At 38.7% G+C, this 11,316-nt stretch carries 11 protein-coding genes and 1 pseudogene; all 12 read right to left on the reverse strand.

Annotated elements, in window-relative coordinates; genetic code table 11:
• Positions 1 to 76: 76 nt before the first annotated feature.
• Positions 77 to 1,381, reverse strand: coding sequence for an RsmF rRNA methyltransferase first C-terminal domain-containing protein (locus RWS24_RS03415; protein ID WP_314365393.1), 1,305 nt, complete (start codon positions 1,379 to 1,381; stop codon positions 77 to 79).
• On the reverse strand, positions 1,382 to 2,152 hold the full coding sequence (locus RWS24_RS03420; protein WP_223336737.1) for an inositol monophosphatase family protein: 771 nt from the start codon (positions 2,150 to 2,152) through the stop codon (positions 1,382 to 1,384). It abuts the gene before it with no gap.
• Positions 2,142 to 2,420 (reverse strand): UPF0223 family protein, encoded by a 279-nt coding sequence (locus RWS24_RS03425; protein WP_002912219.1) that lies wholly within the window; start codon positions 2,418 to 2,420, stop codon positions 2,142 to 2,144. The genes RWS24_RS03420 and RWS24_RS03425 overlap by 11 nt, the downstream gene beginning before the upstream one ends.
• A gap of 2 nt (positions 2,421 to 2,422) precedes the next feature.
• Positions 2,423 to 2,824, reverse strand: coding sequence for a Spx/MgsR family RNA polymerase-binding regulatory protein (locus tag RWS24_RS03430; protein ID WP_002906786.1), 402 nt, complete (start codon positions 2,822 to 2,824; stop codon positions 2,423 to 2,425).
• A 111-nt stretch (positions 2,825 to 2,935) separates the two neighbouring features.
• A complete protein-coding gene (locus RWS24_RS03435; RefSeq protein ID WP_314365399.1) occupies positions 2,936 to 3,865 on the reverse strand; it encodes a bifunctional riboflavin kinase/FAD synthetase in 930 nt (309 codons plus the stop codon).
• Between the two features lie 248 nt (positions 3,866 to 4,113).
• On the reverse strand, positions 4,114 to 4,992 hold the full coding sequence (gene truB, locus RWS24_RS03440; RefSeq protein WP_314365401.1) for a tRNA pseudouridine(55) synthase TruB: 879 nt from the start codon (positions 4,990 to 4,992) through the stop codon (positions 4,114 to 4,116).
• Positions 4,993 to 4,995: 3 nt separating this feature from the next.
• Complete coding sequence (locus tag RWS24_RS03445) at positions 4,996 to 5,799, reverse strand: alpha/beta hydrolase (RefSeq protein ID WP_314365404.1); 804 nt, start codon at positions 5,797 to 5,799, stop codon at positions 4,996 to 4,998.
• A 30-nt stretch (positions 5,800 to 5,829) separates the two neighbouring features.
• Positions 5,830 to 6,273 carry a GNAT family N-acetyltransferase gene (locus tag RWS24_RS03450; protein WP_314365407.1) on the reverse strand — a complete coding sequence of 148 codons (444 nt, stop codon included), beginning with the start codon at positions 6,271 to 6,273 and terminating at the stop codon, positions 5,830 to 5,832.
• Positions 6,274 to 6,282: 9 nt separating this feature from the next.
• Positions 6,283 to 6,366: pseudogene (locus RWS24_RS03455) on the reverse strand (DUF2130 domain-containing protein); the annotation flags it as partial.
• A 25-nt stretch (positions 6,367 to 6,391) separates the two neighbouring features.
• Complete coding sequence (locus tag RWS24_RS03460) at positions 6,392 to 9,559, reverse strand: hypothetical protein (RefSeq protein ID WP_314365410.1); 3,168 nt, start codon at positions 9,557 to 9,559, stop codon at positions 6,392 to 6,394.
• An 11-nt stretch (positions 9,560 to 9,570) separates the two neighbouring features.
• Positions 9,571 to 10,842, reverse strand: a complete 1,272-nt coding sequence (locus tag RWS24_RS03465; protein WP_314365413.1) for a DUF2130 domain-containing protein — start codon at positions 10,840 to 10,842, stop codon at positions 9,571 to 9,573.
• A gap of 30 nt (positions 10,843 to 10,872) precedes the next feature.
• Positions 10,873 to 11,295 (reverse strand): hypothetical protein, encoded by a 423-nt coding sequence (locus tag RWS24_RS03470; RefSeq protein WP_314365415.1) that lies wholly within the window; start codon positions 11,293 to 11,295, stop codon positions 10,873 to 10,875.
• Between the last annotated feature and the right edge of the window lie 21 nt (positions 11,296 to 11,316).

The following is an 11,316-nucleotide window of genomic DNA, read 5'->3' on the forward strand; positions in this document are numbered from 1 at the left end:
CTTAGCAGAAAGAAGCCTTTTTTCAATACATTCACATCTTCAACTATATCATATAATACCAGCTTTTCCTAATATTTTATCTAAATCTCAGGCCTTTTGGAAAATAATTTTTCAGGGTTTTTCCAGTGACTTTTGCAAAGCCAAGACCGTTCCCGCCAAGGACTAGTTGGTACCAGCCGTTTGGCTGCGGTCCTGCCAGTTCAATCGTCTCACCTGCCGCATATTTCTTGAAGACCTGATTACTGATTTCAACTCGATTCAGAACTTCGCTGGGCTTCATAGCCAATCCTAGGGCAAAGCTAGGCTCAAAGCGATTCTTCTTAAACGTTCCTAGATGCAAGCCGTTACGGGCAATCTTTAGCTTGGACAGGTCTGGCAATCCAGCTGGCAACAAATAAAGATTGTCCCCAAAGGTCTGCAGTTCTTCAGTCAAGATTGTTTTTAGATGCTTGCTCTCAAAGTCCTGCCAGAGTTTTCTTTGCTCGCTCGTCAAACGATTCTTACTTGATTTAATCTTCTTGCAGCTATTCTCACCAGTAAAGCGAAAGTGAGCTGCAAACTGACCTTCACCTTTGAAGCGATGCGGATACATCCGAGCTGTCTCAGGAAAGCCAATCCCTTCAGTCATCCCGTTTATCTTAGGAATATCAATCAGTTCAAGTGGAAATTCTTTCAGTAACCAAGCAACGATGTCTTCATTTTCTTCAGGAGCCCAAGTACAGGTCGAGTAAACAAGGCGACCGTCCTTGGCAAGCATGCTCATAGCAGCTGTTAAAATCTCTCGCTGGAGCTGAGCGCATTGGGCTGGGTAATCTGGAGTCCAATACTGGGTAGCATCCGGCTGCTTACGAAACATGCCCTCGCCCGAGCAAGGAGCATCCAGCACAATCAAATCGAAATAACCTTCAAAGACCTGAGCCAACCGCTCAGCAGATTCATTGGTAACAAGCACATTTCTAGCACCAAAGCGCTCAATGTTCTCCACTAAGATTTTTGAGCGTTTGCTATTGATTTCGTTGGAGACCAGTAGGCCTGTATTGTCCAAAAAAGACAAGAGATGGGTAGACTTGCCACCTGGTGCTGCCGCCAAATCTAAGACTTTCATCCCCTTAGATGGTGCTGCTATCTGAGCCACCATCTGAGCTGCTGGCTCCTGCGAATAAACCAGACCAGTCACATGCTCAGCAGACTTGCCAGACACCTTGCCATAAAAGCCCCAGTCTGTCTGAGGAATGGCATCTGAGAAATTCTGCTGGCCTTCTTTTAGAGGATTGCTGCGAAAGGCCGAAATCGCCTCCTCGTCAAAAGTCGCAAAAAATTCTGCTGCTTCTGCGCCTAAAATCTGCTCATATTTTTCTTTAAAACCTTTAGGAAAGTCCATCTACTGCTTCCCCTTTTCTAAATAAGGCGTCAGAGCCGATAGTTTGCACTTAGGCGCCATCATGACAGGCTGCCGAGTCTGGAAATTTAGCTGACTGCCATCCAAGGTCTGGACGATAAAGCCTAGCTTCTCCGCCATAATCGAAGCCGCCGCATAATCCCAAGGCCAGTTGTAGGAGAAATAAGCTAAGAGACCGCCAGACAGTACCTTGCTAAAGCTAATCCCAGCACTGCCATAAACCCGAACCCCTAAACACTCTCGGGCCAAGTCTGCCAAGCCCCAATCATTGGCTTGCAGCATACCGGCATTGGAAGCCATGAGAAAATCTTGAAAAGGCCGGTCCTCAAAAGCAGGAAGTTTCCGGTCGTTACAATAGACATCAAAGTCTCCGCCACCATGATAGAGCTGGTCTCTAGTCACATCATAAATCAAGCCAAAACGACCAATGCCCTCTTCAAAATAGGCAATCATGACTGCAAAATCAGCCTTCTGAGTGATAAAGTTGGTGGTTCCGTCAATCGGATCGATCACCCAGACATTGCCATCAGTAATATTATGTCGGAGTCCATTTTCCTCCGCTAAAATAGCATCCTGCGGATAGCGGGCTAGAATCTTAGCCACCAAATCATCCTGAACCTTCCGGTCCATCTGGGTGACCAAGTCAGTGGCACTGGTCTTTTGACTCACATCCAAATCATCATAGAGATGTTCTCTCAAAAAAGCACCAGCTTGGTAGATGATTTCTTTAGCAAAATGAAATTTATTTTCCAAGAGAAATGCTTCCTTTACCTTTACTTTTTGCCTCTTGAACAGCATGATAAAGCGAATAACCGCTGACGTTTTCAAACTCACGGCCGATTCGCTTCTCTTGGCCCTTGCTAGGAACAACTTGCTTGAAAGCCGCATAGGACTTCAAGAGCTTTTCTGCTTGGACTTTCTGTTCATAAGCTGCTTCTACATCATTAAAAAAAGAGAGCACCGAAGCAAGCTCTTCAGTGCTCCACGATAAATCTAGTGGGTAACTATAATTTTTGTTCATCTTTACTGAATATCTGCCCGCATGGTTGCGGATCTTAACTCTTCCTTACGATAACTACGAGGTAGGAAAGCACGAATTTCATCCTCGTTAAAACCGATTTGCATTCGTTTACCGTCTAAAATAATTGGGCGTCGCAAAAGACTGGGATTTTCCTCAATCAACTGAATCAAAGTTGAAATGGACAAATCCTCCACATCCAAATCTAATTTCTGAAAAATTTTTGAACGAGTTGAAATAATGTCGTCTGTACCGTTCTCTGTCAGAGAAAGAATGTGTTGCAATTCGGGAGCTGACAGAGGGCTCGTCATGATATTATGTTCCTGAAAGGGCACTTCATGATTTAGCAGCCAAGCACGCGCCTTACGGCAAGAAGTACAACTCGGCGATAAAAATAATGTAATCATGCGTTTCTCTTCTAATTCTGTATAATAACTACCTCTATTATACTAAATTTTATTTGGCTTGACTATATTTTTTTGAAAATTACTGCCGAATGTTATGAAAATATAAATTTTTCAACTATTTCGATAACCAGTCCAACTTCTAGCGATCCGTTCATCACTCTGCAGTTGAGCAATCAAGCTGTCAATACCATCAAACTTAACCATCTCGCGAATCTTATCCAGCCAGAAAATCCGAATGGTATCGCCATAGATATCCTGAGAAAAATCAAAGATATTAACCTCAAAACGGAGTTCATCACCGTCAAAAGTTACATTTTTCCCAACACTAGCCATACCACGATAGCGCTGACCATTGTGCTCAACATCCGCGACATAGACGCCATCTCCTGGGAGACGGACTCGATCCAAGGGAGCTAGATTGGCTGTTGGATAGCCAATCGTCCGTCCTCTGGCATTGCCATGAACCACGATCCCGCGAGTGGACAGAGGATAGCCCAACAATTCCTGGGTTTTCAGCATATCACCGACAGCAATCGTCTCCCGAATCCGAGTGGAAGAAATTTTCCAATTATCCAGATTAACCGAAGGAACGATAACAATCTTACCATTAAAATAATCTCTCAGCTCATGTGACTCTTTGCGGTCTGAGCCAAAATGATAGTCAAAGCCAGCTACCACAGCCTTGGCACGCAAACGAGATACATATTTCTCAAAAAAGTCCCGGGCTGTATTGCCCGCAAAATGACTAGTAAAATCAATCAGGTAAAGATAGTCAACACCCAGACTTTCCAGCTGCGCCATCCGGTCTTCAGGACTAGCCAGATGCAGCATGAGTTCAGGCTGATAGCGGACAAAGGCCAGCTTAGGAGACTCTGGGAAGGTCATCACGGCAATCTTGAGACCTTGCTCCGCAGCAATCTCTCGCGCTTTCTCAAAGAGTGCCTGATGACCCTTATGCAGCCCATCGAAATAGCCTAGAACAAGGACCGTATCTTCTGTCTGATCAATCCCTTTTTCATCTATAATTCTCTTGGTTATCATCATTCCTCTATTTTACTACGCATTTGCTATTTTTACAATATCCGTTCCGCGCGAAACTGCAAAACATTCAAAAAAATTTTACTACTCTAGTCAGGACGTTTGTCAAAATCAGAAAAAATGCAAAACAAAAGGACAGCAGTTGTGCAGTTGCTGTCCTTTTGTGAGGTTTAATGAGATTATTATAACATGCAAGCGCACATTTCATATTACAAAAGAGTAACAATCTTTTGACAATTCTACTGCGGATATTAAAGGAAGACCTTGCGGGGCTTGTAGGCTGCTTCCCGCTTTTCCAAAATGGCTATTAACTTCTCCTTATAAAAGCCAGCTAGCTCAGCTTCTTCTGACACCAAGTTGATAAAACGGCCATTTCTCACATCCTCAACCTGCTCGTCAGAGAGCTCAACTTTCACTAAATCTCCGATTCCTAATTCGAGTGGTTGGAGGAAGGAGAAATCATCTACTGCTACTCGCTCTGCTATTTCATCCAAGGTCAAGGCATCATCTAAGCTCATACCTGCTGAGGAAGTCCGTGTCAGCTGGGACATGTGACTGGCAAAGCCAAGCTTGGCTCCCAAATCAACAGACAGAGTTCGGACATAGGTCCCCTTGCTGCACTTGACTCGAAAACGAAAGCGTGCTTGTTCACCTTCATAGGAAATCGGACTGGTACGCTCAAAACTATAGATGGTCACCTGCCGCTCTGGTCGCTCCACTTCTTGACCCGCTCTTGCATACTCATAAAGCTTGCGGCCATTGACCTTGACTGCAGAATACATGGGCGGAATCTGGCGAATATCCCCAGTCATGGACCCCATCGCTTCATCGATAAGGGCTTCTTCTAAAAGCTCTGTCACTGGCGTCCGCTCTAGGATGTCTCCGCTGGCATCCTCTGTCGTTGTTGAGCAGCCCAGGGTAATCTCCCCCTCGTAGACCTTGCCTTCCTCCTGCATAAACTCGACCAAGCGCGTCGCCTTGCCCACAGCAATCGGAAGCACCCCTACTACATCTGGATCCAAGGTACCCCCATGACCGATTTTCTTTGTTTTTAAAATCTTGCGCAGCTTAAAAACCGCATCGTGCGAGGTCATCCCCGCTTCTTTTCTTAGGTTGATAATTCCGTTCATTGATTAACTTTCTAAAAATACTAAAACTCTCTTTTGGAAATACTTATGCTGTTCATAGAGTGCATGGCCACAGTCTGGCAAAATAGTGAGCTGGCTATCTTTGATATGTTGATGCAATTCGTATGAAGCTTCTACGCTTAGAACGTCATCTTCTTCTGCTCCGATGACTAGCGTAGGACAGTTGATCTTTTCCAGAACTGCTAAACTATCATGTCTTAAGCAAGATATGGCCTGAATAGCAATCCGCTGTTTATCTTTAATACGACCAAAGATTCCCATTATTCGATAAAGGTATTTAAACTTTCCAAAGGATTTAGGCGTATAAGAGTGACTTGCAATATCGAACATTAGTTCCTTATAGGCTCCAGTCTGACTCAACTCAAGCCAGCGAGTAATCCGATCCCTACCAAGATTATTCAGTTTCGCAGTTGTAACTGTCAAAATCAATTTTTCAATTTTTTCTGGAAAATCTGATGCCAACCATTGGGCAATCATACCGCCTTGGGAAATTCCTAGGACAGCTACCCTTTTCAGACCTAAAATATCTATAGCTTCAGCTATATCAGTCGCCATATCTCGCGTTGTATAATTTTCTGGCAACTCATTGATTCTGCTAAAAACATAGACCTGGTAAGCTGTTGCAAACTCCCTATAAACTAGGGCAAGGATTTGCGCCATTCCCTTAACAGTCGCCAAACCATCCCCTAGGCCTGGAATGATGAGCAGAGTTTTCTTACCTTTTCCAAAGGTCACATAATCCATGCTCTTATCGTTAAAATATAAGGTTTTCCCTTTTGTTGAAGACATTACTTCGTTTCCCTTACTATTTTATCATGTTTATTCATGTTGACTTTTTAAATGCAGTGCAAAGCCGGCAGTCACTTTTTCAAATCCAACCGCCTGATAAAACTGATGTGCAGCATTTCGTTCAGAAGTTAATCCACTATTTAGAGTCAGTGCCTTAACTCCTTCTTTTACCGCTTGTTTCTTCAATTCATCGATTAGCCTACTAGCAATTCCTTGTCGTCTTGCTTCTTTTGCAACTAACAAAGCTAAAATACGATAGTAAGATCCATCTGCTTCAAAAAAGAATAGCTTTGCATAACCTAAGAAACCTAAAATTTCTCCGTTTCTTTCAGCTAAAAGACAGCCATAATGCGGCTGAGAAAGAATCGTTTCTAAACGTCGAGCCAGCTTAGAAGCGGTCGTTGGATAGCCCAAGTCTTCGTATAAAGACAGTAAGACTTCAGCATCTTTCATGGTTGCTTTTCGTATCTGCATAGGATCCTCCTAGTCACCCTTCAAAGCTTCAAACTTAGCTTTCATGGTAGGGTTTTTACGTGTCAATTTTTTGACAGAGACATCGTCTAACTTCTATTTTTCTTTATTTTTACAAATTTTAATTAACTATAATTCTTTGCAATTCCTCAATCTCTGGAGGAGGACAATTACTCTGTTTTTGAATATGATGTAATACATTCATTCTTTCATCTAAGGATAATAAAGGAAGTATACTTTTGATGCCGTCTAGATAGAAAATATCATTTTCTAATTTATCATTCTCAAGTAACACAAAAAAATATTTTTTAATCAAATCGAAATGCTTTGTATTTTCTTGATTCAGAATGTTTTTTATTCTATATAAAGACAATTTGAAATTATAGCTTGATATAAATTCATTGAATGCATTAATAAATGAAGCTAGTCTATCTTTGTCAAGATTATCTCTATAAAATAAATTAGAAATTGTTTCTAAGTAGTTTGCACTTGAGTCATATTTGAATAATTCTCGCAACCATTGCTTAGAATATCTAAATTCATACTCTGATGTAAAAATGATGTTTATCATTTGACTAAAGTTATTCTTTGATAAAGAAAATGAATCAATAGTTGGATCTACACTCTCTAAAGCAACTAGATAAACTCTATCAAGAATTTGATTGTCTTTAATTTTTTCTTTTAAAATATTTTCAACAACATCCTTGAATATATTTGCAACCTTTGCATAAATCACCTTATGAGAGTAGCTAAACCCTAAAAATGTATGATAGGTTACATTAATTGTTTTAGGATCGTATTCATTTAACAAAATGCCTTGAGAAAGTTCCTTATACTCAGGATCCTCTATAGAATCTATTTTCTGAATAATTCCAGGTTTATAATTTGAGTGATTATCAAATAATGATATCAAACATTGCAAATATAATCCCAGATCACTATTTATATAATGAAACATATCTAGTTGTTCATCGTCATCCCTTAAAGTTGAAAGTTTATTTACATCGATACTAAGCAATTTTTCAAAAATATCTTTATTAGTACTTTGTTGTTTTATATGATATTCAAAGAATTGTCGATCGTTAGAATCAAAACATTCATTGTTAAATTTTTCTAAATATTTTTCTCTAACAACATTTCTTAATTTCTCTATTATTGCAGAAGAACTGATAATTTCTACATATAGTCTCTTATATTTTGGATATAAATCTTCTATATGATTTTCCAATAAATTAGAAACCTTTCTAGATAGTTCATTTGATTCTTTTAAAACACTAATCAAGAAATCCTCAGTTTCATTTATCGTCTTTTCTTCTAAAAACGAAGAACCTCTTTGTTCATTTTCTGCGTTGACTAATATCTCTAATAATCTAGATTCATCATACTCCACAAGATTTTCTTGAGTTAAAAAAGAAAACTGTGAAACAAAACCTCCTTCTATTGAAGATATCCAATTTCTATAAGGCTTTTCTGGGATTTCTCTATTTTTATTTCTAATAATATTTTTATGTTTATTAACAAATGAATTTAATTCTTCTCCAAAGTGAATGTAAGAAAAATCAATATGATTTATTAATTTATTTACTAGCTTCAAATTTAAACTATCTTCATTGTCAATTTGAACAAGTAATCTTTGAACCAATCTTGTCCTTAGTAAGTTTTCAGGAACAGCTTCTAAAAAATCTTTCCCTTCAACAAATAATCTTTTTAACTTTATAAGTTTATACAATAATTCAATGTTATTGTGTTCTAAGATTTCTTTTAAAGTATAGTAACGAAAAAGTGATGATGTATTAAAAATTTCAATCAATCTTTCAATACACTCTGGTACCAGATTGATTTCTATCTTAATCTCATCTTCAATGTATAAATACATCTTCTGTTGCTCAAAAGTATTTACAAGCCAGTATCCCAAAAGAGTTTTATCTTGATTGAAACTGGAGTTAATAACATTACTATCTTTTGCGATAATTTTTCTTAGCTCATTTAATTGCTTACTATCAAAAATTTTTCCTTCCCTAGCTTTCTTATAAATAATGTACAAATCATCTATAAAATAACTTTGATTTCCTTTAGAAATAATCTCATAAATAGTCTTCCAATTATTATCACTTAACTTTTCAATATTTTTAACAATAAATGTCCAAAATATAGGGAAAGACTTTGACTCAATTGTCTTTAAAGTTTCTCCCTGAAGTAGACCATTCAACAATAGTTGACTTAGATCATCATTATCATTTTCAATAATCTTATCCAAAAGAGAACTTAGATACTTAAAGTCATTAGAAATACTATTTAAATTTTTATTATAGTCTTCTTGATTTAACAAAGGATTCAAAAGGATATTCCACTTATTATAAAATTCATGTGTGCCCAATTTTTCATTAATATCAGCAACTAATTTTTTTACAAAAGTTGGTAAATCCTCAAATTTATCGCCGTACCATATAATTTGAGTATGATTTTCTGAACTAAAAAATTCCTCAAAAACATCTCTATAATGTTCATCAGCTATTTGATTACCAGTATTTTCTGACTTCATCAATGCATAATTTTTACTATCTTCACAAAGCAAAGATAAAATTTCATCTTCTTCAAGACCGGCTCCGATAAACAAAACTGTGGGTTCCGTCTCTCTAAACCAGGTTACTAAATTTTCAAAATTATCTCTATCTCTTAAATAAGTTTTTGAATAATCTGCCGATGAGCTGACAAAATACTGTACATCACAATCTGGTGTCCCATGAATATGTAGAACATCACCAAATTGTAGCTTCCCATTTTTGTTCTTGGTAAATTCATTGAGATCATTGATAGTAACTACAGAATTCTTTAAACGTTTAATATGATTTTCAATTTCATAGTCGTAGTTAGAAGTAATAAATATTGCATTTAAACTTGCTAAAGATTCTACTGTTTGATTAACCATTGAATACGGTAGTAAATTTTTAAAATAACTTTTTTCAAAATCTAGTCGTCGTTTTTCAAAGTCTTCACCAAAAATTTTCTTTAATTCATAGTTTACTAAATCAACTTTTCGTTTATTACTAATATAAGATTTACTAATTAAATCAAAAATTAAGTGATGTTCTCTACCAAGTTTTTTTTCACCACTTTCAGATAAAACTTGTCCTTGCCAATACTTAATAAGATGTTCAATATAATTATTCCAGTTGGGATATCCTTGAGCAATAGAAACTCCGGCACCTATAAAAATTACTAGTTTTAGCTGGTTTATTGCCTCAGTCACATCATTTACTAGTTTTTCATAATATACATTATTTCCCATAGTTTAAATCTTCATTCTCCCTTCAAAGCTTCAAACTTAGCTTTCATGGTAGGATTTTTGCGTGTCAGTTTTTTGACAGAGACATCATCCAGTTTGTTGTTTGCCAAGCGCAGCTGGTTTTCAGAGGTCGTCAGGAATTTCTTAATTTCTTCCATCCGGCGGATGGCCTTATCAATCTCTTCGATTGCCTTGCCAAAGTTGGTCGAAGCAGACTGATAGTTCTTGGCAAAAGCTACTTTAAAGGCATCCAAATCTTCCTCAAAATGCGTAATATCAATATTCTGCTCCCGCACCAAGGCCAGTTCCCGCTTGTATTGGAGCGAGTTGAGCGCAGCATTACGCAAAAGGGTAATCATGGGTAGGAAGAACTGTGGTCGGATAACATACATCTTCTCATAGGCATAGGACACATCGACAATACCCGAATTGTAGAGCTCGCTGTCAGCCTCAAGAAGTGTCACCAGAATAGCATACTCACAGCCTTTCTCCCGCCGGTCCTTATCCAGCTCTTTGAAGAAATGCTCGTTTTTCTTCTTGGTCGCTGTCTCATCGCCTTCATTTTTCATCTCAAACATGATGGAGAGAATTTCCACGCCATTTTCATCCACCTCACGGTAAATGTAGTCACCCTTGCTGCCGGTTCTTGCATCATTGTCCTTGCCAAACTCCGCTCGCGGGAACATGCCCATACGGTTCTTGTTAAACTCGTACTCACAGTGCTGTTCCAAACTCTCGCCAATCATCTTAGTAGACTGCTTGGCCTTGAAATCCTTGTAGAACTCTATAGTCTCATCTTTCTGCCGCAGCTCTACCTCATAGCGCTCTTTGAGCGAGGTCTGAGCCAGCGCTGCTTCCTTTTCTTGCAAGACTAGCTGGTTCTTAACCTCGTCTCGCTCTTTTTCCAGCGCAGACAAGGTCTTTTGAAGTTGATTTTCATGCTCCAAGCGCAGAGTTGTCAGCTGACTTTCCAATTGTTGAACTTCCTTATCCTTCTCCTGCAATTGAAGACTAGCTGTCTGCTCCGCCTCTTTCTTAGCTAATTCCTGCTGGGTCTCAAACTGAGCAATTTGATTTTGAAGATTGCTAATTTCCTGCTCTTTCTGCGATAAGAGAGCTTGTTGGATATTCTGGGATTTTTGCTCTGCTAAAGCCAGTTCCTGCTCAATCCGAGCATGAATCTCCTTGTCAAACTCTGCAGTTCGAACCTGCGACAAAAGCTCACTGTACTGGCTCTCATTGACAGTAAAAACCTCCCCGCAGTTGGGGCATTTGATTTCATTCATAGGATACCTCTTTCTCTGTAGTTAAACTCTTTATTCTTTTTCTTTTCCGACCCGACAGTTCATGCAGCCTTCATACATTATTTGGAGCTGACAAGGAAAAATCTTATTTCCCATTGATAATTCTCCCTGCCAAAGACACTTTTTATCACTGTAATATTCGTGAATAATTGTAATAATAAATTGCGGATATTCTTTTAGAAAATGTTCTAATGGATAGTAAACACCAGTGAATGCCCGATTTTCTTGACTGTCCAAAATGTAGATTTGACAATAATCAAGCTCAACATTTTCAAAGCAAATGCCAGCTTCATAATACTTTTCGCCCTCCTGACTATAATCAATCATATAATCAAACTGAACATGCAAATGATTGCTTTCCAGCCAAATCTTCCGAGTGCTCAAATCATGCAAACTAAAGGCCCGGCCAGGACGCCGCTTCTCTGCTCCTTCCATCTTTCTCCTACTTCTGCTCGT

It is taken from the genome of uncultured Streptococcus sp. (assembly GCF_963528215.1).
Taxonomy (GTDB): Bacteria; Bacillota; Bacilli; order Lactobacillales; family Streptococcaceae; genus Streptococcus.

What these genes read in the sequence shown, in the direction of transcription:
- RWS24_RS03465 (WP_314365413.1), bottom strand. Translation starts at nt 10,842, where the DNA reads ATGAATGAAATCAAATGCCCCAACTGCGGGGAGGTTTTTACTGTCAAT.
- RWS24_RS03430 (WP_002906786.1), bottom strand. Translation starts at nt 2,824, where the DNA reads ATGATTACATTATTTTTATCGCCGAGTTGTACTTCTTGCCGTAAGGCG.
- RWS24_RS03460 (WP_314365410.1), bottom strand. Translation starts at nt 9,559, where the DNA reads ATGGGAAATAATGTATATTATGAAAAACTAGTAAATGATGTGACTGAG.
- RWS24_RS03450 (WP_314365407.1), bottom strand. Translation starts at nt 6,273, where the DNA reads ATGCAGATACGAAAAGCAACCATGAAAGATGCTGAAGTCTTACTGTCT.
- truB (WP_314365401.1), bottom strand. Translation starts at nt 4,992, where the DNA reads ATGAACGGAATTATCAACCTAAGAAAAGAAGCGGGGATGACCTCGCAC.
- RWS24_RS03470 (WP_314365415.1), bottom strand. Translation starts at nt 11,295, where the DNA reads ATGGAAGGAGCAGAGAAGCGGCGTCCTGGCCGGGCCTTTAGTTTGCAT.
- RWS24_RS03415 (WP_314365393.1), bottom strand. Translation starts at nt 1,381, where the DNA reads ATGGACTTTCCTAAAGGTTTTAAAGAAAAATATGAGCAGATTTTAGGC.
- RWS24_RS03445 (WP_314365404.1), bottom strand. Translation starts at nt 5,799, where the DNA reads ATGTCTTCAACAAAAGGGAAAACCTTATATTTTAACGATAAGAGCATG.
- RWS24_RS03435 (WP_314365399.1), bottom strand. Translation starts at nt 3,865, where the DNA reads ATGATAACCAAGAGAATTATAGATGAAAAAGGGATTGATCAGACAGAA.
- RWS24_RS03425 (WP_002912219.1), bottom strand. Translation starts at nt 2,420, where the DNA reads ATGAACAAAAATTATAGTTACCCACTAGATTTATCGTGGAGCACTGAA.